At 64.0% G+C, this 21,559-nt stretch carries 19 protein-coding genes; 6 read left to right on the forward strand and 13 right to left on the reverse strand.

All coding sequences use genetic code 11. The features are described 5' to 3' along the window. Positions 1-61: 61 nt before the first annotated feature. Together ACZ46K_RS23590 and ACZ46K_RS23595 are read right to left on the reverse strand one after the other, a co-directional pair. On the reverse strand, positions 62-700 hold the full coding sequence (locus tag ACZ46K_RS23590; protein ID WP_054805828.1) for a DUF3159 domain-containing protein: 639 nt from the start codon (positions 698-700) through the stop codon (positions 62-64). Between the two features lie 63 nt (positions 701-763). Next, entirely contained in the window at positions 764-2,068 is a 1,305-nt protein-coding gene (locus ACZ46K_RS23595; RefSeq protein WP_464745055.1) for a lipase family protein, read from the reverse strand. A 518-nt stretch (positions 2,069-2,586) separates the two neighbouring features. On the opposite strand from ACZ46K_RS23595, the gene ACZ46K_RS23600 reads away from it, so the two are divergent. After that, complete coding sequence (locus ACZ46K_RS23600; RefSeq protein ID WP_054807846.1) at positions 2,587-3,156, forward strand: dihydrofolate reductase family protein; 570 nt, start codon at positions 2,587-2,589, stop codon at positions 3,154-3,156. A 74-nt stretch (positions 3,157-3,230) separates the two neighbouring features. On the opposite strand, the gene ACZ46K_RS23605 is transcribed toward ACZ46K_RS23600, so the two are convergent. The 7 genes from ACZ46K_RS23605 to ACZ46K_RS23635 form a co-directional block, all read right to left on the reverse strand. Then, positions 3,231-4,163, reverse strand: coding sequence for a TIGR03619 family F420-dependent LLM class oxidoreductase (locus ACZ46K_RS23605; protein ID WP_054720184.1), 933 nt, complete (start codon positions 4,161-4,163; stop codon positions 3,231-3,233). Between the two features lie 75 nt (positions 4,164-4,238). Next, on the reverse strand, positions 4,239-4,457 hold the full coding sequence (locus tag ACZ46K_RS23610) for a cold shock domain-containing protein (protein WP_054807845.1): 219 nt from the start codon (positions 4,455-4,457) through the stop codon (positions 4,239-4,241). Between the two features lie 105 nt (positions 4,458-4,562). Beyond that, positions 4,563-4,727 carry a hypothetical protein gene (locus tag ACZ46K_RS23615; RefSeq protein ID WP_158289129.1) on the reverse strand — a complete coding sequence of 55 codons (165 nt, stop codon included), beginning with the start codon at positions 4,725-4,727 and terminating at the stop codon, positions 4,563-4,565. Then, on the reverse strand, positions 4,724-4,846 hold the full coding sequence (locus ACZ46K_RS23620; protein ID WP_464745058.1) for a hypothetical protein: 123 nt from the start codon (positions 4,844-4,846) through the stop codon (positions 4,724-4,726). Before ACZ46K_RS23620 ends, ACZ46K_RS23615 begins: the two co-directional genes overlap by 4 nt. Before the next feature lie 117 nt (positions 4,847-4,963). Beyond that, positions 4,964-5,137 (reverse strand): hypothetical protein, encoded by a 174-nt coding sequence (locus ACZ46K_RS23625; RefSeq protein WP_464745060.1) that lies wholly within the window; start codon positions 5,135-5,137, stop codon positions 4,964-4,966. Between the two features lie 504 nt (positions 5,138-5,641). Beyond that, positions 5,642-6,010 (reverse strand): cupredoxin domain-containing protein, encoded by a 369-nt coding sequence (locus ACZ46K_RS23630; RefSeq protein WP_054717689.1) that lies wholly within the window; start codon positions 6,008-6,010, stop codon positions 5,642-5,644. Between the two features lie 349 nt (positions 6,011-6,359). After that, a complete protein-coding gene (locus ACZ46K_RS23635) occupies positions 6,360-9,470 on the reverse strand; it encodes a DEAD/DEAH box helicase (RefSeq protein ID WP_464745062.1) in 3,111 nt (1,036 codons plus the stop codon). A gap of 151 nt (positions 9,471-9,621) precedes the next feature. Between ACZ46K_RS23635 and ACZ46K_RS23640 the strand changes: the two genes are divergently transcribed. The 3 genes from ACZ46K_RS23640 to ACZ46K_RS23650 are packed head-to-tail and all read left to right on the forward strand — an operon-like array spanning position 9,622 to position 13,063. After that, positions 9,622-9,927, forward strand: coding sequence for a hypothetical protein (locus tag ACZ46K_RS23640; protein ID WP_054809709.1), 306 nt, complete (start codon positions 9,622-9,624; stop codon positions 9,925-9,927). Between the two features lie 53 nt (positions 9,928-9,980). Further along, a complete protein-coding gene (locus tag ACZ46K_RS23645) occupies positions 9,981-12,314 on the forward strand; it encodes a TPR repeat domain-containing protein (RefSeq protein WP_464745064.1) in 2,334 nt (777 codons plus the stop codon). Then, positions 12,311-13,063, forward strand: a complete 753-nt coding sequence (locus tag ACZ46K_RS23650) for a hypothetical protein (protein ID WP_054805304.1) — start codon at positions 12,311-12,313, stop codon at positions 13,061-13,063. The genes ACZ46K_RS23645 and ACZ46K_RS23650 overlap by 4 nt, the downstream gene beginning before the upstream one ends. A gap of 494 nt (positions 13,064-13,557) precedes the next feature. Here ACZ46K_RS23650 and ACZ46K_RS23655 read toward each other — a convergent pair whose 3' ends face one another. From ACZ46K_RS23655 to ACZ46K_RS23670, 4 genes are all read right to left on the reverse strand, one after another. After that, positions 13,558-14,679: a hypothetical protein gene (locus tag ACZ46K_RS23655; protein ID WP_464745066.1), complete on the reverse strand. Its 1,122-nt coding sequence runs from the start codon at positions 14,677-14,679 to the stop codon at positions 13,558-13,560. A gap of 82 nt (positions 14,680-14,761) precedes the next feature. Beyond that, positions 14,762-15,961 carry a methyl acetate hydrolase AcmB gene (acmB, locus tag ACZ46K_RS23660; RefSeq protein WP_464745068.1) on the reverse strand — a complete coding sequence of 400 codons (1,200 nt, stop codon included), beginning with the start codon at positions 15,959-15,961 and terminating at the stop codon, positions 14,762-14,764. Between the two features lie 108 nt (positions 15,962-16,069). Next, on the reverse strand, positions 16,070-17,065 hold the full coding sequence (locus tag ACZ46K_RS23665; RefSeq protein WP_464745070.1) for an AraC family transcriptional regulator: 996 nt from the start codon (positions 17,063-17,065) through the stop codon (positions 16,070-16,072). A 207-nt stretch (positions 17,066-17,272) separates the two neighbouring features. After that, a complete protein-coding gene (locus tag ACZ46K_RS23670; RefSeq protein ID WP_054809706.1) occupies positions 17,273-17,878 on the reverse strand; it encodes a TetR/AcrR family transcriptional regulator in 606 nt (201 codons plus the stop codon). 164 nt (positions 17,879-18,042) lie between these two features. On the opposite strand from ACZ46K_RS23670, the gene ACZ46K_RS23675 reads away from it, so the two are divergent. Both ACZ46K_RS23675 and ACZ46K_RS23680 read left to right on the forward strand, forming a co-directional pair. Then, positions 18,043-19,539 carry an alpha/beta hydrolase gene (locus tag ACZ46K_RS23675; RefSeq protein WP_054809705.1) on the forward strand — a complete coding sequence of 499 codons (1,497 nt, stop codon included), beginning with the start codon at positions 18,043-18,045 and terminating at the stop codon, positions 19,537-19,539. Between the two features lie 105 nt (positions 19,540-19,644). After that, a complete protein-coding gene (locus ACZ46K_RS23680; RefSeq protein WP_132471252.1) occupies positions 19,645-21,558 on the forward strand; it encodes a S9 family peptidase in 1,914 nt (637 codons plus the stop codon). Position 21,559: the final 1 nt, after the last annotated feature.

A 21,559-nucleotide genomic window follows, 5' to 3' on the forward strand; every position in this document is an offset into this window, starting at 1 on the left:
TCGTGACCGCGCGCACAGCAGCAACCAGACGTCCCGTCCGCCTGTGCTCGCCGTCCGCTTTTCAGGCGGTAGTGCTCGGCTCCTCCGCATCTCGTTCGGCGCGGTCGGGGTAGGTGTTCGTGAAGTGGATCATCCAGACGATCAGGCCGATCGGGACTGCCCAGTTCAGGAAGAAGTCGAGTAGGTACGGGCTGTCGGTGCCCGTGGCGTGGGCGTCCAGGGCGGTGACGAGCACGGCCGCTGCCCCCATCAAGGTGATGGCGACACCCCACGCCGCGGACAGGACCAGGTTGATCCGCCGGAACAGCGGCGAGCCCCAGTATTCGCGGGGCGTCGATTTCTTGGCGTACTCGGCGGTGAACGGGCGGATGGACGAGGTTGCCAACACGGCCAGACCGAGGACCACACCGACCAGCGGACGTCCCCACTCGTACAGCCACTGGTCCACTCGGTGGTCGCCGATGAACCCGACCACAGCGATCACGGTGAACAGGACGAGGGAGTACATCTCGATCTGCGTGGGGCTTGACGTGCGTCGCCCGTAAATGACGAACACGAGGCTCATCACAGCAGCCAGCAGTGCGCTCCAGGCGACGCCGTCCGCGGCCAGTCGCTGGGCAACCAGGGTGAACACGATCCAGGGAACGAAGCCGACGAAGATCGACAACGGATTCAAATTCTTGGGTGAATTATCAGGCATGGCACTGCAGTCCTTTCCGGACGGATGGTGGGTACGGCCGAGGTGTGCGGGGATCTCTGGCGGTCACGGAACCGGAGTGGGGGCGAGGTCGTTGCCGGGCCCCACCAATGCGCAGTTGTCTGTGGGGGCTGCACCGGCGAAACGATCGGTGAAGAACTGTGCCGTCTGCGCCTGGAACGGCAGGAACGCGTCGCTGTGCGAAAGACGGTCGTACTGCGCGTAGGTGACGGCAACACCACGCTCGCAGTATTCGTGCGCCAACCCTTCGACATCGCCGGTGATCATCACCGAATCGCCGGTACCGTCGACGTCTCCGACCGCCAACAGCATCGGCACCCGCGGAGTGCCCGCCGTGCCCATGATGTTGTCGTTGATGGCGCGGACGATGCCGGAGATCTCGAGCAGCGACGTGTAGGGGGCTTGAAGCATCTCGGTGTCGGTCAGGCCCGGGTAGTCGGAGGCGAACGCGTTGATGCACTGAGAGCTGACCGTGTCCACGATCTCCTGCCCGTGCGGGTTGAGGAACGTGGTGGTGTCGAGACCGTAGGTGCGCTGGTAGGCGACGATCAGCGCCGGGATGACACCGGCCCAGTCCTTGCTGCCGCTGACGTAGGGCAGGTTGTGGGCCAGGTTCACGGGCAGGCCACCGGCAGCTGCGCCGACGATGTTCAACTCGGACGCGTACGCCGGCGCGACCTCCGCACCCCACTGGGTGGGCACCGAACCGCCGGAGTAGCCGGCCAACCCCACCGGCGTCGACGCGGGAAGCCCCAGCACCGATTCTGCGGCGCGAATCCCGTCGAGTGCCGCGTAGGCCGACTGGCGTCCGATGGTCCACTCGAGATCGGGGCCCTCGTAGTCGGGGACCACCACCGAGTATCCGGAAGTCAGATAGCCGGTGATCACGCCCTGTTCGAACGTGCCCGCCTGACTGTAGGTGCCGTTCCCGGTGAGGGTGTACGACGGATCGCATTCGGACCCGAGCGCGTCGTACGCCATGTGATAGGAAATCAGCTTTGCCGGGCCGGGCGCCAACGGCCGCAGGATCGTCGCGACTGTCGTGGTCGGGCGGTCGAACTGGTCGGTGGTCCGATAGAGCACCTGGGTGCTCGTGATCGGTGTGGCCTGATCATGGAATCCGTAGGGCATCGTCCGGGTGTCCAGCACCGAACCGGGTGCGACGTCGTCGAGCGGTCCGTCCCACGTGTAGAACGGGTCGGCCGACGGCAAGGGAACCACCATCGGGGCCGCTGGCTGTGCGGCCGCTGTGCCGACCCCGGCCGCCGTCCCGGCGAGCAGGACAGCGGCGGTGAACACGGCGCCGGCACAACGCCGGACCGGCCGGGCGGGGAAGCTGACTGGGGGCATGGAGGGCAGCCTGTCTCGGACGCGACTCCCGCCCGGGGACCAGGTGGGGTGATGTCCGTCGTCGGATGAAGTGGCGAAGAACCGACCGGGACGTGATCCGACGTGCGGAGCGAGCCCTCGGCGCGACTGCATCAAGCATTGAGGCGATGCGGAACAAGATCAGCGATGTTCAGCGGCGGAAGCACGCGCACTCCGAGCATGATCGCATCGCACACCAACGCTGTCGGCGCACCCGTCGTACATATATAATTGTCGAGCTTGTCCCAGTTGTCGCAGTAACCGGCGAAACAGTAAAAAGTTCGTCGCGCGACTCACTCCACGGCGGCCCACTACCGCACCCACGCCGACGACATCTGAGCCGATGCGGCAGTAGCCGTCTCGATGAATCACCCTGTCCGACAGAATGTTCCCGACAGGATCGGCGTGCAAGCACTCACCGCCGATGAGAAATGGCGCCGACAGTAGTCATAATGCTGTCCGGTGAAGACGCCCTGCGCGCATCAAGGGAGAGCAACGAGATGAGACCACTTCGATACTCGATCAACGTCACGCTCGACGGCTGCTGCCATCACGAGGCAGGGCTTCCCCCTGACGCGGAATCGATGCGCTACTGGACCGATGAGATGGAACGAGCCGATGCCCTGCTGTACGGCCGGGTGACCTACGAGATGATGGAGTCGGCGTGGCGGAAGCCGGCCACGGGAACATGGCCTGACTGGATGGATGAGTGGGAGATCCCGTTCGCCGAGACCATCGACCGCGCGAAGAAGTACGTCGTGTCGAGCACGCTGACCGGGGTCGACTGGAATGCTGAACTGGTGCAAGGCGACCTGGGGCAAGCGGTTCAGCGGCTCAAGCAGGAGCCAGGCGAGGGCATTCTCATGGGTGGCGTGACGCTCCCCCTGGCGTTGGCAGATCTGGGGTTGATCGACGAGTACATCTTCGTTGTGCAGCCGGTCCTTGCCGGACACGGGCCGACGTTGCTCGCGGGTCTGCGCGAGCGCATCCAGCTCGAGCTCGTGGATCGCCATGAGCTCCGGTCGGGGGCGGCCGCCCTGCGATACCGGCCCACACGAATATCGGCTTGACGTGATTGGTCCTTCGGTCGGGCGTCGCGCTACTCAGCATTCGTACGCTGTGTGACGAGATGGGAAAACGCGTGCTACGGCTGAGCCGCGAGGTCTGAGCGATGGCGCGAGCGCTCGTTCTTGAGGTCCACCGCCCAGTCGATCAGCTGCACTACGTCGTCGTCCGCTGCGCAGAAACTCGTCGGCCGGAACACCGCTATGGTGGCGCCGGCGTCGCGCCACATGCGAGCCTTGTCTGCGGTCGCGCCGTAATCGACGGTGCCGTCGTCCCGTCGTTCGGGCGTCACCGACACCTGAACGATGGGCGAGCGCGGATCGCGTCCATGTTCCTCGAACGTGTCGCGCAGCAGTGCCACGCTGTCCGAGAACGACTGCATGTCTGCGGGATTGACGGTCCATCCATCCGCAACACGAGCAATACGATCGAAATTACGCTTACTCGGTCCGAATCCGAAGATCACCGGCACCCGCTCCTGAACCGGGAAGGGCAGCGAGTGGAACTCCTCGAACGCGAACTCGCGCCCCTGGAAGGTTGCGGGCGCCTTCGTCCAGAGCTCGCGGCACGCTCGGACGGTGTCTTCCATGCGTCCGAATCGGGCGTCGAACGGCATGTTGGTGGCCGTGTACTCGGCCTCCTGCCAGCCGACACCCATACCGATTGCGGCGCGGCCACCGGAGATCGCGTCGAGTGTGGCGATCTGCTTGGCCAGCAATACCGGCGGACGCACCGTCGCGATCAGCACCGACACATTCAGCAGTACCCGCTCGGTCACCGCGGCGACCGAGGAGAGAAGCGAGAGAGGCTCGTACCAATCATGTTCCAGCGGGAACGGAAAGTTGTGTGTCCGTCGTCGTTCCGCGTGGGCGGTCGCGTTGAAACCGAGGTGGTCTCCGGTGGTGATCACGTCGATTCCTGCGCGATCAGCGCGCGCAGCCAACTCCAGCACCGGACGGATCGCGCCGCCGTAGAGGTTCTCAGCTCCGAGAATGTTCAGACCGACCTGCATGGCGCTCCTTCGTTACGAAACGATAGTTTCGCGCACTATGGCAGTCGGGTCTGTCTCGATCAATCCGCGTTTCTGTCAGCGGGAGTTCCGTCGGAGTGTCCGCACATTCTGGGCCTGGGGACCTGTCACTCCGTAGCCGATCTCGTATTCGACCTGCTGGTTGTCTTCCAGCGTCGTGAAGCCGTTACCCGCAATCTCCGAATAGTGCACGAATATCTCGGCGCTACCGTCGGCCGGGGTGATGAATCCGAATCCCTTCGAGTTGTTGAACCACTTCACGATGCCCTGCGTCACGCTTCCGACCTCCATCTTCGGTGTCAGCAGGCGTCCCGAAGCGCCCGCCGTGTTGTTCGGTTTCCGTGTCGAGCACGGGCCGGCCCGTCTCGTTCGACGAGCGGATCACGCGTCGCGTTCGGCCGGGTAGCAGGGGCGCAGAGTGCGTTCGCCGAGCCGGAAGGAACGTCGGCGCGGGTCGAGACGCCGGGACCGTAGCGCCCCCTGCAGCGCTACGGTCCCGGCGAGTCCGGCGGCCAGCAGGGCCAGTGTGTGGGCGGGGGTGTTCACGCCGCGTTCTTTCCTCGCCCCGAGTTCCTGTCTTTGCGCGTCGGCCGGCCGGTACGAGGCGGGGTGTCGTCGTGTGCGTACATGGCCTCGATGCGAGCCTTGATCTCCGTGGTGCTCATCGGTCCACCAGTCGCCACACGGTGGGGAGATCGCGGTGTGCGCGATGTATTCATACGTGAATTCCTCTGTTTTCAAGCATGTTTCGACTGCGATACAGCAGGAACGCTGCATGACGGTCAGATCATGAGGGCAGCGAGGCCGACGCAGGCGACGGTGAGCACGGCGATCAGCGCGCACAGGGCGAGTGAGCCGGTCAGCACCAACATGGGTGCGCCGGCCGGGACACCGGAGCCTAGGGCGATGACCGTGTGCGACCGAAATCGGGAGTCCGACGGTTCCGCGTGGTTCATGTGCGTGTCCATGCGCAAGTCGGTCTGTGGCATCAGCAGCTGCAAGTTCTTCGGCCTTTCCGAAATCCCAGCCGGATCAAGAACGGTCCGGTCCCCCTGGGAACTGTGGGTGTGGCATGTGTGTGGTGTGTGTCTATCGGCCCCTGAATTTGCGATAGATCACAACCTGTTAGCCCCTGGAACCAGTTCTACATCACAATCGTGATCGCGGCCACCTAGGTAAATTCCTGATTTGCGCTGGTGAGGGGCGGTTTCGGTACGTTCGTGCAGATTATCGGCGCCCACGTTCACACAGCCAGGTCGGGTGGCTCCGTGCCTGATCACAGTGGTTTTCTACGCAACCCGTGCGGTGCCGCACTCGGACAGGCAGCCCAGTACTGATGCGGCACGAAGGTCTTCCGACGCCGGCGCTTGGGTCGTGCAGCGAAAAGATTGAGGACTTTCGACCCACCCGGGTGTTGCGGTAGTACCTGTCGACAATCGGGTGGTAAGCCCGTGGCGCGGTCAGCCGACGGTGAGCTGTCCGGTCATCTCTGGATGGTAGGTGCAGTAGATGTCGTAGGTACCAGACTCCTCCGGCGCGGTGAACGTGACCGTCTCGCCGGCCTCGACCTCGACGTCGAAGGTGTCGTCGCGGGCCGTGACGCTGTGCTCGACCTGGTCGTCGTTCCGCACGGTGACTGTGGTGCCCGGGCCGACCGAATCCGGGATCTCGAATGCGAAGTCCTTGATGACGATCATCACGGCTTCGGCGTTACCGGTGTCGTCGGCCGGGGTCGTGGTGACCGTCGACGAGTCGGTATCGGACCCGCATGCGATCAGAGCGAATGCTGCAGTCAACAGTGCTACGAGGAGCAACGCTGCGCGCTTCATGAGTGCCTCCTGTTCGGGCCCCCAGCTACAAATTCAACACCCCATGGACGCGAGAAGACCCGAAATCAGCCGAACTTCTTCGCCATGGTTCCGCACCCCTCGTAGGGGTAGCCTTTCGCAGCCAGTTTTCCCGGTCGTCGTCGAGCACCCTTTCGACGACGGCACCGGCATGCGTCGAACGAAGGCACGCTCCCATCCCATACCGTCTTCGACGAACAGCACGCCCGCCGGCAACCCGTCGCAGCGTCCGAACGTAAGGCGCCTTGACGTGTCGGATCCGGATTGCGGCGCTCACCTTCGCGTTGCATGCTTCTTCCGGAAGGCCGGGACTACTTCGGTTCTGGCGACGTCACCGACTGCACTCCGCGTGACGATCCAATTCCCGCGCGAGCACATCGAACCGCGGGTGCCGCGACCACGCCGCACGATCCCCGATCACATACAGGCGCTGCTTCGCCCTGCTCACGGCGACGTTTACAAGGTTCGGCTTCGACGACGCCCACCGCTTCGCGCCTTCACGGGCCGGGTCGCCTCCCAACACCAGGACGACGACCTTCGCCTCCCGTCCCTGTGCGGTGTGCACGGTTCCGGCGGTGATCCCGTCGTACCGGGAACGCAATCCCGCGAGGCGCCGCGCGACGTCCCGGAAGGGACTGAGCACGATCACGTCGTCCATCGGATGTTCCCTGCTCACCAGGTCCTCGAGAAGTTCGACGAGTCGGTCGTGTTCGGCCTGCACGAAGTGGCCGTTCGACGTCCCGGTCACGTCGTACCACTGCGACGGCGGCAGATCACCGTCCGGCTGCGGATTCCCTCCGTGGATCATCGTGCCGCCGTATGCGATGGTGTTGACGACAGAGAACATCGGCTCGGCACAGCGCCGGTGCACACGCAGGGGCGCACCCACCCAGATCGGTTCGTCGTCGCCTCGCAAGGTCGTTCCCCACCGAGTGAGACGGTCGGCGATGGACTGCGTCGACGACCGCCCAGGCAACCACCGTTCGTCCACGCCGAACGCACCCCGCACCGCCTGCTGTGCCCGGAACGGCAGAGTCACCACAGGTTCAAGTTGTAGCGGGTCGCCCACGACGACGGTCCGTCGCGACCTCCAGATCGCACCGACCGGGTTCTGCGGTGTCGCCTGGCCGGCTTCGTCGATGAGCAACCAGCCGAGGGCTTCACGTCCGAGCCCACGGAATACCCGGTCGAAGGAGGCGAACGTCGTCGACACGAGCGGGACGACGAAGAACAATGTGCGCCACGCGTCGGCGACGGCCGCCGGATCCAGGTCGTGTGGCGCGTTCCCTGCGACGACGTCCATCGCCCCATGCATGCTCTGACGCATCTGTTTCGGCACCTGCGCGAGGAACTCCTTGTGGAGCTCGAGCGCTGCCACGAACAGTCGTGACCGTGCCTCGTTCAGGGCCATGTCCGACCACGGCGCGGCCAGCTCCCGGTCCGGGTCGTCGGCCCACTCCGGCCCCGGCATCGCGCCACCCCACCTCTGCCGCAACTCGTCGAGAGTGCAGTCGAGTTCGTTGCGGCGATACCGCACTGCGTCGGATCGCTGGGCGAGTTGATCGTGGGTGCCCCGTAGGTCGACCAGCTTCTGCATGGTGTGCTGGTGTGCTGCGAACGCGTCGGCGTACTTCTCTTCCCACACCGCGAGTGCATCCGTCAACCGGGTGTGGTGGGACTGCCAGAGCCGACGTTCCTCGCGTGCGCCGCGGCTCATCCGCCACCACGCCACACGCTGCTCGTTGTGCGCGGCGAGTTCGTTCTCGACTGTGGCCCGGCCCTGCTGGAGACGGTCGACGGTACCGCCTTGCACCACTTCGATGCCGGCCGCGGAGCGAAGTGCCTCGGTGTGGGCCTCCACCTGGTCCAGGACTGCTCGCAGTTCGCTGTCGCGGTGGGCTCGCTCGCGGTACCGCTCGTACCCGTGCTGACGTTCGTCGATCATCGCGGCAACAGCGTCGCGCGCGCGGCGATACTCTGCGACGGCGTCGTGCCATGATCTGGTCGGCCCGGCCGATTCGAATTCCTTGAGGATCGACTGCAGTCCTCGTCGAGTGGCCTTCTTTCCGCTGCTCTTCTCGTCGAACCAGAGCGTGTTCGTGAATCCGGTGCGGTAGCTCTTTCGTCCGAGCCGGGCGGCGGTCAACCCCCAGGCCTTCGAATCCTTGCCGGTGTCGTTCAAGAGCGCCGTTGCGATGTCTGCGAAATAGTCGGTGTCGAACCGGTCGGAATCGATGGCGTCCGCCGCGGGCATCTCGAAGCTGATGTTCTCGACAGCACCGTTGTTGGACGAGGCCACCACGATCTCGAATCCGTGGAAGGCGTCTGTCCACCGCTGCACAACCCTCGTGTACTCGCCGGCTTTCCAGCGGTGTGGCGTCGCCGTGAACGCGTCAGCCGGGCTCGCGAGATGCGCGAGACGATCGGCGCGTTCGACGACGACCGCGGCGACGAGGTCGCGCAGCAGCGTCGACTTCCCTGTCCCCGGTGGCCCGTTCACCGCGAAAATCCCGGCGTTGCTGTGTAACTCATCCAGGATCGTGTTGACGGCGAACTGCTGCCCGAGCGCCAAGGGATGTTCGGGCTTTCCTGGCCACCGGCCGGGCGGAATTGCTTCGGGCCGGCACGCCACGAACGACGCAGCCGGCACAGCACTGACGTCGACGCGTCGGGCCGTGTCGAGCACTGCGTCCTCGGTGAGGTAATGCGCGAGTCCGGTGCCGATGTCTCCGGCGGCGACTCGGCCGGCCACCATTCCCAGGTCGGCGGCGATGAAGCTGTTGAGAAAGTCGGTGCCGTCGACACCGTCGGACTGCTTGACCTCCACCGACCGGACACGGATCTCCGCGCAGTCGATCATGCCGTTCACGCCCACAAGCGCGGCGATACGTCGCCGTATCGCCGAGAGCCGTTCGGTGTCCAGGGGTAGGCGGCATCCGCAACGGGGGTTGATGTGCTGTTCGTCGTCGAGGAGTTCGGTCAGAAGTTTCTGCGCGTCGTCCAGTCCGTGCAGCCAGGACGCGGAGCCCGGTCCCGGGTTGCAGGTACGCCCGGCCGCCCACGCCAGCCCGGACAGCACTTCGGACCCGGAAACGACACAGCCGTACTTGTCGACGACGAGTGCGGCCAGCGCGCATTCCCCCGACGGTCGCGGATCGTAGTTCTCCTCACCAGGGGCGAGGATCTCGTCGACAGCGGACCACACATCGTCGATGCGGTACACGCCGAAGTAGACGATGTGCTGCCGCTCGTAGCCGGCGCGTCGCGGAGATATGCGCAGCCGGTGTCCGTGTTCCCACGGCAGCAGATCCCGAGGCGTCATCTTCTCCACCGGCGACAGAGCGTCGAACTTGTCGACCTTCGGTACCTGCTGAGGGCTGAACAACTCCACCGCTCGCCAGAACTCGATGATGCCGCCCTGCCGATGATATTCCGCGTCCACCGCTCCCCCTCACTGCACAGTCAAGTCGGTTGCGAACCCTAGCGAAGGGTGCCGACACAGCGACCGTTCACTGCGGAATTGGTGGACACCACCCGAGACGCTATTCTGTGGCGGATCGGACAAGGGGACCGATCGATGGGGGATCATGGGGATGACCAACACGCTCGAAGCCGACCTGCCACAAATCCGGTCGGTGTCACGCCACTTCGATCTGCACGCCGAAGAGCTCTGCGAGATCGACACCTCACCGATGAGGGCCAGTTCGACCAGCGGATTCCTGCAGGTGTCGTCTGTCGCCGCCGCGCTCGGCGGCGCCGAAGCAGCAACCCGCCGCGCCCTGCTGATCCTCGCTGATCGGGCATGGGCACTACACGACACCATGAACCGCGTGTGTGAGGACTACTCACAAACCGAGGAACACTTCAGGGACGAACTCGCGAGGGCGGTGTCCGCGTGATTCCCTCGGTATCCGATGTACGTCAATGGAATTGGTCCGCACTGTCCGAACAGGTGATCTCAACAGAGTCGGTCGCCACCCGACTCGAGGACGCCCGCGACTCGATCCACGCATCCACCAACGACCTCTGGTCTGCATGGACGGGTATCGCTGCCGACGCCGCAGCAGACCACCTCGACCGCGAACGCAAGTCCGACACCACCATCTCCTACGAACTACGCGAAATCGCCTCCGCCACCGGAAGAGCCGACGAAGATCTCGCACACGCAGCCCGTGTGGCTCTCGACAGAATCGCCGCTGCCGAACGAGCCGGCTTCACTGTCGGTGACGGGGGCGTCACCGCCGGGCCAGACTTCACAGGGGTCTACGAGGGAGAACCCGACGCCGCCGCGCATTGGGGCATGATTCAAGACGCACTGCGCGTGATCGGTGAGGTGGACGACGACCATGCACGCCGCATCACCGGCATCGTCTCGAACCTCATCGACGTCACACCATCACCAGCAGCCTTCTCCCCCGACGAAGCCGCCCACGACTGGGCCATGCTCACCGATGGCACGGTCACGTCCGAAGATCTGGGACGGTTCACCACGAACCTTGCCGCAGCCGGACTCGACCCGCAGTCTCTCGAGGAGCTTGCGAAAGGCAAGGTCGTCACCGCCCTTCCAGCAGGCGCGTTCAGCTACCTCGAGAACCTGTACGGCGAAGCCGGAGCGGATGGCGTCATGGAGTTGCAGCAGCAACTCCTTGCCGACGGCAGTACCTCAGCACTCGACGCCCGCGACAGTCTCGCAAACGGCATTCTCACACTGTCGAACGAACACGTCCGCGACGTCGACGACGACCGCGGCGGATGGGACCGCCTGCCCCAGGACATCCGCGACCTCGTCGAAGCGCGCCCCGGCTCGGCCCAGCTCGACGGTTACCAGGTCCCGCCCACCTTGTCCGCATTCATGGACACCCTGCCGCCCGACATCCGGAGCGAGCTCGAATCCGAGCCAGGCGCCGCAGCCACTGCACACCGCAACGCACTCGCCGATCCGGCTGACGCCGCCTACATCGACTCCGTGATCCGCGGGCGCGAATTCTGGGACTTCGTCGGAACAGGGAACGGCACTCCCGGCGCCGAACTCGGCACGAAACTCGTCGAATCGGCCGCATCCCAGGCATCCGTGCTCGATACGCCCGGATCCGGCACCTCGCCGTACGACACCATCCCCATCACGGTCGGTCATGCCGGCGAATCGATGCTCGACGTCGCCACGAGCAACCACGACGTCAGTGCCCGTGTGCTTGCAGGAGACCTGAACGGAGACGGCCGCACCGACATTCAACGCGACGACATTCTCACACCACTGTTCACTCATGCCTGGGACGACGGTGGAGAGTCTGCAGGACGCCTCACCAACTGGATGACCCACGAGATCGGCGACGCCCACGCTGCCGGCGACCCCGCACGTGCCGACCGCGCGGAGCTCGCCGCGCTCCACCTGTCGCAGTATCTTTCACACGAAGCGAGCTTCGACCGATTGATGGACGTCCACGGCGAGAACACCTCCAGTATCGGTGAGGTGAATCCCGGACTGGTTCGAGCATTCGCCGACGGGTTGCATGGGTACATCCCCGAACTTGTCAGGGCGGACGCGTCAGGGGCCTGGAAAGAGGACAACCTCGATTCACCCAATTCGAACGAGAACGCGCGTCGCATCTTCACTCTCATGGCGACGGATCAGGAATCCAGTGCCATATTCGGAAGCGCGGCTACTGCATTCGGTCGGTACTACGCAGACGACTTCGTCGAAGGCCCCTCGTATCTCGGTGCTTCCAACGCGGGTCGCCTCCAAGCGCTGCTCGATACCGGCATCTACAACGCAGGAAGAGAAATGTTCGACGACCGCGCTCGGATCGATGAGTTCGTGCAGCAGCGCCGAGAAGACACGTTCAACACGAACTACACGATCATCCGGAATCTTGTCGCACTCGATCCCCGCCTCAGCAGCACGGTCGGACTCTTGATGGACGTCAACAGCACCTCTATCCGAGACACGTTCGTGCCGGCATTCGATAACCCCGAGCTGACCCCGTTCACCGGCGACTTCAGTCGATACAGCGCGCCGAACGCGTACAACCTGCTGGAGAATGCGGTGGGGCGGTACGGATTGCCGGACGATCCCACCATCGTGGACGACCTTCGCACACTCGGACTGTTGAGATCCGACGGAACACTCACCTACCCGAGCGGCGACCCCTCCCTCGACAAAATCACCGACCTCGCCGACCGGACTTTAGAGACACACGGAATCGACTTCTCCACCTTCCGCGAGCACTACATCGACGCATACGGAAGCGTCGCACCTACTACAAGGGAGTCGAGCAGCCCACGATGAAACATCCCACCACCGGAAAAACCATCATCGTGATCGTCACCGCAGCATTGACCTTCACGACAGGAGCCTGCGCAACACCCGACCCCGTGCCGACACCACCTGAACCCGAACAGGTCTCCTTCGCAGCACTCGACGCCGACGCAAAACTGATGTCACATCGCTGGAATGCACCAGACGGTGTTTCACTCGACTCACGAGAACTACAAGCGGTCCGGTCCTACATCGAAAGCGCAAGCACCTACGACCACACGGCAGATCGAGCCAGCGTCCACCCCGGATTCTGGGATGTCCGAACCCAATGGGAAACCACTCCCATACCTGAATACGGGACGGTCTACCACCACATCCTCCTGATCGAACCCTCCGTCCACATCGGCGAACCCGTAACAGAAGTATTGGTGTGCAGCGACTATATGAACACCGCGATATCCACAAAATACGCATGGATACGCATCCATACAATGCGGTACACGCCCCTACGAATCCGACTGTCCACCGACGGCCCTGCCACCACTCCAGCACTCGACTACGAGCATCGACTTCCCTATCCGACGTGGAATGTATTCGAAGGCCTCGAAATAGAACGAGCAGATGGCGACCGCGGCAGCAAGAGGCCCATGTGGACCATCTGCGATGAGGACATGCCGGGATACAACCCGGAAGCACCCCAAGAGGAGGAGCTTCCGGCCGCGCCCGTCGTCGAACCGTTCTACCCCGGCTGGCCGACCCTCCTCGACGAGCATCCATAGAATCGTGGGTGTGTCCGGAGCATCTGATGCAGTGAAACAGCCAGACCGCATGGCGTCACCCTGCATTCACAGAGAGATGCGAGCGGGTCCGAGCAAGTGGGCGCCGATCACTCCGTCACACAGGCGCATCCATATATCTCCGCGATGCCGGAGGTACGCGGCATACGGGAGGATGCCACCGCGCCCGGCATCTTTGGTGCATTTCTACCCAACCAGCGACCAATATTCCACCAAAGACCCCCTCCATCATCGTTTCGATGTGCTCGGGATGTTCACCGGAGCGGTATCCCCGCCGTCAGCGAACCGAAACGATTCGTGCGCGGCGAAATCGATTTGTTCCGTTGACAATTCGACGTGACCACCGAAGAGGTGTGGGCAAGATTCGGGCATGGGTGCACGGCGCCGGGACGCCGTCGGTGCTCGCCCTCCAGCAGGATCGGTCGTTGTCGGGCTCCTCCTTGGAGCGATGGGCGTGAGGTGCGGCGGCACGTCTATCACTGCGGTCCCGCATCCCCTGCACGAGCGGTCTTTCGCCGCCAGTGATCGCGGTCGTCGTCGAGCATCCACTCGACCACGTCGCCGTCGGGGCGGACGGCGTCGGTGAGCCAGTGGGTCTCGTCTGGTGCCCACCCGGCGATCACACTCGCGGCATCATCGTCGACGTCGATCGCGGTGCCCGCCGCGGCGAGATATCCCGTCACCGTGAGGTGCACTCCCCCGTACATTTCGGCGACGCGACTCCAGTCGGGCATCACCCAGCGACCGTCGCGGCCGGTGGTCCGGTACCAGTCGTGACGTTTCTGCGCCGTCACCTCCAACGGGAAACGCCGGCACAAATCGGCGCACGCATCGGCGCCGTCGATCTCGAACACCTCGATTCCCGACGGCACCGGCATGCGTCGAGCGAAGGCCCGCTCCCAGCCCATACTGTCTTCGATGAACAGGACGCCCGCCAGCAACCCGTCATCAAGAGACCGCGCCGAACAGCGCGCCTCCCCCGGAAAAGACCACCACTCACCCGAGAAGTTCGCCTTCGGGTCTTGCGGGCGCTCGCGTTCCGCTTTGGCTTCCTGGTCGACGACGCGGTCGCGCCATGCGACCAGGCAGTCGGTGAGCGGCTCTTGTTCGGGGGGTTGCTGCACAGATGATTCGGCAGAATCGGCCCAGCCCACCGACCATTGGTCGTCGCGAGCCACCTCGGTCGGCCACCAGTCGACGTGAGGTGACTGCGCGATGTGGTCGGCGACGCGCCGCAGTTCTCGTCGCATGGGGGTGGTGGCGGCGAGGATGTCTTCCCCGTCGGGTTCCTGCCAGTAGCGGGCATTGTCCACCGCCATCCCGAGCGCCGAACGCAGGACCGCTGCCGTCACCTCGGGGAGCAGCACGGTCGAGAGCTTACGGGCGACCTCCTCCGGTGGAATGTCGGGCAGCGGCTCGTCGGCACCCGGGCCGTACAGGACACCCGGGTTGGGGTCGAGGTTGTGTGCGGCGTAGAAGACGGCGGAGTTGAAAGAACTCCGGTCGTAGCTCTGCCAGGTGGCGCGGTCGGCTTCCCGCGCAAATTCCAACAACAACCTGCGGCCGCGAGGGCCTGTCAACAATGCGTTTGCCGTCATGCGGACCAGTAGATCACCGGACGACCCGAATCACCGGTGGTGTACGGCAGGGCGTCAGGGCACCCGGACGCCCTGCCACTGATCAGTCCAGCGATCGATACACGCGTGACTCGAATTCGAGGAACCCGTCGACAGATGCGCGGTCGGCGAACGGCAGGATCTGCGTCGCCCAGATCCCGGCGACATCTGCACTACGATCGATCCAGTAATACAGATTTGCCAATCCGGCCCAACTCAACGATCCGGCGCTGCGACCTGTAGGCGCTTGCTCTTCGTTGACCATGAAAGTGTAGGCCCACGTCTTGCGCTGCCCGGGAAAGAATTCTGCGTCGTTCGACAGTTCCGGCTCGACGCCGGGCAGCATGGTCACCTGAAGATTGCCGAGACCGTTGATCGCGGCGTTCGCAACGGTTTCCGGCTGCAGCACCCGGCCATGTTCACCTTCGCCGTCGTTCAGCCACATTTGCAGAAAACGGCTGTAGTCACCGACGGTCGAGTACAGACCGTGGCCACCCATATCCACCTCGGGTTCCTGCGGCAGCACCAGACCGGTCGGTTCCAGCGTCCCATCCTCTCCACGTTGGTGGACCTCAGTCCGCCGGTCCTCCATCGACGGAGTCAGAACGAACGATGTGTCGCTCATTCCGAGAGGGCCGAATACCCGCTCCGCCATGACCTCCCCGAGTCGCTTCCCGCGAATAGCCTCGACCACCAGCCCCGCCCAATCGATGTTGGATCCGTAATTCCACCGGGTTCCGGGCTCGAACAACAACGGGGTGTTCAAGGCGGCACGAGTTGCTGTGATGACACTCGGATGCACGCCGTCGACGACGAGACGATGATACGTCTCGTCGAAGAACGAATAGCCGAGTCCGGCCGTGTGCAACAAGAGCATTCGTGTGGTGATCGGCGTATTGGGAGCTCGCAACTTCAAGGTCCCTTTATCATCGAATCCCTCCGCAACGGACAGGTCTGCGATCTCGGGAACATAATCCGTAGCAGGAGCGTCGAGGTCGAGCAACCCCTCCTCGACACACTGAAGCACCGTCGTTCCGGTGATGGCCTTGGTCGTGGAGAACATCGCGAACACTGAATCTGGCGTCATGGGTGCCGCATCGTTCAACGACCGGACACCGGCCGCACCCTCGTACACGGATCCGGTCGAGCGCGTCACCGCGGCAGCGACACCAGGAACGAGGTCGGGGCCATTTGGAGCGGTGGTGACATCGGCGAGGGCATCGTCGAGCGTCGACTTCAACGGAGATTGTTTCAGCGTGGACATTTCGATCCTTCCGGTGTGATGAGCAGCACAACGAAAGGTAGGGCGATCGCTCACCCGGTTACGTCCGCGATCGGCAGCAACCGTCTTCAATCGGCAACAACGACTCGGTCAACCCCTACGCCGCCACGCCAACGTCTCCGACGGGTTCTCCCCGAATCGGCGGCGATAGGCGGCTGCAAAAACGCCCATGTTGACGTAACCCCACTCGTGGGCAGCCGACGACACCGACAATGCTCCCGCAGTCAATGCCCGGTGGACACCCTGCAGCCGACGCTCGATGAGATACGCGCGCGGCGACATTCCCACGTACTTGTGGAACGCGCCGTTCAGCGCGCGAACGCTGACACCTGCAACCCGTGCCGTCTCGGCGACGGTCGGCAGGTCCTTGACGTGCTCGTCGATGTACTGCACCGCTGTCCGCACATACCCGGGCGCCGCGACAGAAGGGGGCTCGGAGAGATCGATTCCGGCAGAGCTTGCCCACTCATCAAGCAGATGAGCAGCGATCATCTCTTCCAGATTCCGGCCCACTCGCCCGGTGGCGACCGCCTCGGGTGCCGTCGACGCCGTTCGCGCAGCGTACTCGAGCAGAGCCAGCCACGGACTGTTCTGCCCGCCGACCACGCACTGGTGGCTCCACAGCCGCTCACCCGGGACGTGGCCCCACCACTGCAATGCCAGGTCGGACAGCAGCCGGTGCGGAATCGTCAGGTTCAACTGCAAGTGGTCGGGCGCCGCGCCGAGCCGATAATCCACCCGGCTACAGTCGGCGACGAAAGTCCCACCCACGGTCAGCTCTGTCTCGTCGCGTGTTCCTGCCGCGTGACGTGTCGATCCTTGCAGGGTGGTCAGCACGAGGACGTTCCCCGCGTCGGAGTCGAAATTCCGGAGGTCGACTTCCACGCCGTAGCAGAATCGCGTCATCGTGATGGTGCTGATCTGCACGGAGAACATCGACGACGCGGGAATGACATTGCGGCCGATCGGCTGCACGTCGAACCGCATGTACTTGTCGTCCGTCCAGGCACGTATCGCGTCCCAATCCGATTCGGGAGCGGCCAGGTGACGGCTACGCGGTGGTCTCGGGTCCGGCTGTGGCAACACTCGTCCACGGTAGGCGACGAGACCGGTCGGTGCGCGCCGGCGCCCCAGGCCCTACGACTGTCAGTCATTCACGCACCCGGAGGACATGAACATAATTGGCGACGGCCAACCACCCATGTTGTGCACCGCGGCGACATCGGCCTCCGGGAGCAACAACACGAGTTGGTTTACGAGCTCACGCTGGAGTCTGCAAGGGACGATTCGCTGCTACTCGGGTGAGCGGAGAATCGAATCGACTGCTGTGTATAGGATTTCAGTTTCTCGTTGAAGAATGGAGTGATCCGACGGTAACGCTCGCTCCATCGACAGGCCGGTGAGAACAGTGTTCAGGAGCCTTGCATACGCTGTGATGTCGGCCCTGGGTAGAGCGCCCTCATTCGCGAGGAGCGTAAGCCAGTGTTCGACCCTGCGCTCCCCTTCACTTGTCATGGCGACGTATGCAGTTCGGATCTCGTCGGTGGGTTCCGGGACGACGAAGGCATCGAAGAATTTGATCCAAACTTGTCGCGATCGTTCACCCACCTCCACGCTCAGGACCTGCCTCAGGCACTGAACCAACCGGTCGCGAGCCGGCACCGACGTGTCGTGAATGATCTCGCTATCGGGTGTGACCACGTCGTAGATCGTTTCGAGGACGGCGTCGCGCAGTGCGCGCTGGGTCGGGAAGTGGTGACGCAGCGACCCCATGCTCACCCCGGCTCGTGCCGCCACGGTCCGCACGCTGAGCGTCGACGCGGGATCCTCCTCGATCAGCTCGCAGGCCGCGATGATGATCCTTGCCTTCGTGTCGAGACCGCCCTGATCTTGCTCCATCGTCCTACTCCTCCATCACCAGCACACTGTACTAGCACACTGTACTAGCACACCGTACTAGCACAATGTGCTACCGTCGGGTCACCCCGTAATAGTACAGCGTGCTGGTCGCCAGCCGTTCCAGCAAGAAACCCGTCCAACCTGCGAGTTCAGGAAGGAATCACATGAAACCTCGCACCACGACCGTGGCCGTTGCGCTGACAAGCATGGTCGTCGCCGGCTGTTCGCAGGCACCCGCGCACGTCAGCACAGTGTCGATGGGCTCGACAGATGTGCAATGGAGCGCCTGCCCCGATGGCGTCGAAAATCCTGAAGACGGCCCGCCCCAGTTGCAGTGCGCCACTGTGCCCGTCCCCCTGGACTACGACGATCCCGAAGGCGCACAGATCGACATCACGATCTCCCGGCTGCCGTCGAACAACCCGGACGCGCGACGGGGTGTGCTGCTACTGAACCCGGGCGGACCGGGAGGGACCGGCCTGGATCAGCCCAACTTTCTTGTATCGCAGGGCATATCGCCGAGCGTGCTGGACAGTTACGACCTCATCGGCATGGACACCCGCGGAGTCGGACACTCCTCGCCCATCAGTTGCGGATTCACCGACGACCTTCAGTACTACGGCGCAGTCCCGCCGTACGTCGTGGACGAGGCAGCATTCGCCGAGCAGACGGCAACTGCGGAGGAAGTCGCCGAACGATGCGCAGCCAATGACCACAACGGCCGAATGCGCCACGTGAACACAGCGAACATGGCGCGCGACCTGGACCGCGTCCGGGCGGCGCTCGGCGAGGAGAAAGCGAGCTTCCTCGGATACTCGTATGGCTCCGCGCTCGGTGCCGCGTACGCCTCGATGTTCCCGGAGAGTACGGACCGGGTGGTGCTCGACAGCAACATCGGCGACACCCATCTCGATCACGACGGGATGCGCAGATACTCACGAGGCATGGAAGAGACGTTTCCCGACTTCGCGGAATGGGCTGCCGCACGGCATGATCGATACGGATTGGGCGAAACACCGCAACAGGTGCGCGACACCTACTTCACCATCGCCGAACAGCTCGATCGAACACCTATGGACGGGATCGATGGCCGCGTGTTCCGATTGGCCACCTTCGTCACGTTGTACAATCAGGCCTCCTACGAGACAGCAGCAGAGAGCTGGCAGTCCTTTCTGAACCCCACCACGGCCGCACCCGCGGACGAGCCGCCGCCGGGCAATGGGCCATCGCCGGCAGACAACAGCTGGTCGGTATTCCTCGCGGTCACCTGCAACGACGTCGAATGGCCCGACGATGTCGACGTCTACCGACGAGCAGTGGACGAAGACCGCGAGACCTACCCGCTCTTCGGCGCTGCAACCGCGAACATCATGCCGTGCGCGTTCTGGCAGCACACGCCGGCCGAGCCGGCCGTGTCGATCGACCCGGAAGGTCCGACCAATGTCCTGATCGCACAGAACCGACGCGACCCCGTGACACCTCTGCGTGGCGGCGAACTCCTCGATGAGAAGTTCGGCGAGCGATCACGGCTGCTGACCGTCGACGGAAGCGGACATGGGGTCTACGCCCTCGGCAACAACCCCTGTGCACAGGACATCATCACCGACTACCTGGTCGAGGGCGTCATGCCCGAACAGGACACCACGTGCAGCGAGGCTTGACCATGCCCTAGGGGCACGGTGTTTCGTTGTGGTGAGCGGTCGACCGATCTCGTCACCGAACCGGTCGCCGTGTCGCTCGCGACGCCCCTACTGATCGGAGTCCGAATGCCCACCCCGAGGACCGACGATTCCTTGCCCGAATTGATCGACGTCGAGGACTTCTTCGCCGATCCGCACTTCGCCGGCGCATCGATTTCGCCGGACGGAACCAGGCTGGCCTACCTGGCACCGAAACACGGGCGACGCAATGTGTGGGTGCGCGGCATTCACGAGGACCACGACGACGCCGTCTGCGTCACGCACGACAGCAGACGCGGGATCTCGACCTTCCACTGGACCGGCGACTCCCGCTGGCTGCTCTACCTTCAAGACACCGACGGCAACGAAGACTGGCATCTCCACCGAGTGGACCCGGATGCCCCGGACGTACCGGCCGTCGATCTGACGCCGCTGCCACCGGGATCACGAGTGTTCGGTGTCGAGCCTCTGGCGTCGTCGCCCGGCAGTGTGCTGGTGTGGATGAATCAGCGACCGACGTTCATCGACGTGTTCCGAATCGATGTCGCTGCCGGCGAGACGGCGATGCATATGGAGCAAGCCGAACCGACCGTCAGCACACTGCTCGACCGCAACGGGTGTGCGGCCTTCGAAACTGTCGAGACCGAGGACGGCACCCTCGAGATCTCCGCGGTGGACCCCGCAACCGGCGACCGCCACCTCCTGCACCGTCTGGGCGGAGCCGAGCATCCTCTCGGCATCTACCCGCAGATCGTGACACCCGACGGAAAGGGGCTTCTACTCGGCAGCTACCAGGACTCCGACGACCTGCGGCTGGTCCGCATCGATCGAGACACCGGCGAGGAAACAGTGGTCTGCGCCGTGGACGGGCACAACCTGTGCACTCTGGACATCCACGCCCCCGGCCTGCTGCCACCGGCCGTCTTCCTCAGCCGCCGTACCGGCGAGGTGATCGCCGCTCGGTTCGTCGGGGACAGGCCCAGAATCGAGGTCCTTGATCCGCACTTCGCCGAGGTTCACGCGAAGCTGGAGAAGCTCTCCGACGGGGTGCTGGGCACGTTGTCGTCGGACGAGTCCGAGCAACGATGGATCGCCACGTTCATCCACGACCGCGAACCAGCGGTGACCTGGTTCTACGATCACGCCACCGGTGAGAGCAAGCAGCTGTTCCGGCCGTATCCACACCTGGACACGGCAGCGCTGGCTCCGATGGAAGCCGTGAGATTCCCGGCCCGCGACGGGCTACCACTGCACGCGTTCCTCACCCTCCCGATCGGGATCGAGCCACGAAACCGGCCGCTGGTCCTTCTGGTCCACGGCGGGCCCTGGGCTCACGACACCTGGGGATACAACCCGGAGGCGCAGCTGCTGGCCAACCGTGGTTATGCGGTGCTGCAGGTCAACTTTCGGGGCTCGACGGGCTACGGCCGACGGCATGTCACGGCTGCTATCGGCGAGTTCGCGCGTGCGATGCACGACGATCTCCTCGATGCCACCGACTGGGCCGTCGCCCAGGGCTACGCCGACCCGAACCGACTCGGAATCTTCGGCGGCTCCTATGGCGGCTATGCGGCACTTGTCGGTGTCACGGTCACCCCCGACCATTTCGCCGCCGCGGTCGATTACGTGGGAATCTCCGACCTGGCGAACTTCCTGCGGTCGATGCCGCCGTTCGCGCGCGCCCACTTCACCAACAGCTGGTACCGCTATGTCGGCAACCCTGACGATCCCGCCCAAGCAGAAGATATGGCCACTCGATCACCCATCACCATGGTCGAGAAGATCCGTACGCCGCTTTTGGTGGCCCAGGGCGCGAACGACGCCCGCGTCGTCCAAGCGGAGTCCGACAACATCGTTCGATCCCTGCGAGATCGCGGTGTGCCGGTCGAGTACCTCCTCGCCGACGACGAGGGCCATGGCTTCGCGAACCCGGAGAACCAACACCGGCTCTACCATGCGGTCGTACGTCACTTCGCCGAGCATCTCGGTGGGAGACGATGAC

This window comes from Rhodococcus sp. JCM 9793 (assembly GCF_055380405.1).

Coding starts and splice junctions, on each gene's coding strand:
- ACZ46K_RS23595 (WP_464745055.1), bottom strand. CDS start 2,068: ATGCCCCCAGTCAGCTTCCCCGCCCGGCCGGTCCGGCGTTGTGCCGGC.
- ACZ46K_RS23590 (WP_054805828.1), bottom strand. CDS start 700: ATGCCTGATAATTCACCCAAGAATTTGAATCCGTTGTCGATCTTCGTC.
- ACZ46K_RS23630 (WP_054717689.1), bottom strand. CDS start 6,010: ATGAAGCGCGCAGCGTTGCTCCTCGTAGCACTGTTGACTGCAGCATTC.
- ACZ46K_RS23600 (WP_054807846.1), top strand. CDS start 2,587: ATGAGACCACTTCGATACTCGATCAACGTCACGCTCGACGGCTGCTGC.
- ACZ46K_RS23640 (WP_054809709.1), top strand. CDS start 9,622: ATGACCAACACGCTCGAAGCCGACCTGCCACAAATCCGGTCGGTGTCA.
- ACZ46K_RS23625 (WP_464745060.1), bottom strand. CDS start 5,137: ATGAACCACGCGGAACCGTCGGACTCCCGATTTCGGTCGCACACGGTC.
- ACZ46K_RS23650 (WP_054805304.1), top strand. CDS start 12,311: ATGAAACATCCCACCACCGGAAAAACCATCATCGTGATCGTCACCGCA.
- ACZ46K_RS23605 (WP_054720184.1), bottom strand. CDS start 4,163: ATGCAGGTCGGTCTGAACATTCTCGGAGCTGAGAACCTCTACGGCGGC.
- ACZ46K_RS23655 (WP_464745066.1), bottom strand. CDS start 14,679: ATGACGGCAAACGCATTGTTGACAGGCCCTCGCGGCCGCAGGTTGTTG.
- ACZ46K_RS23675 (WP_054809705.1), top strand. CDS start 18,043: ATGAAACCTCGCACCACGACCGTGGCCGTTGCGCTGACAAGCATGGTC.
- ACZ46K_RS23680 (WP_132471252.1), top strand. CDS start 19,645: ATGCCCACCCCGAGGACCGACGATTCCTTGCCCGAATTGATCGACGTC.
- ACZ46K_RS23670 (WP_054809706.1), bottom strand. CDS start 17,878: ATGGAGCAAGATCAGGGCGGTCTCGACACGAAGGCAAGGATCATCATC.
- acmB (WP_464745068.1), bottom strand. CDS start 15,961: ATGTCCACGCTGAAACAATCTCCGTTGAAGTCGACGCTCGACGATGCC.
- ACZ46K_RS23620 (WP_464745058.1), bottom strand. CDS start 4,846: ATGAGCACCACGGAGATCAAGGCTCGCATCGAGGCCATGTACGCACAC.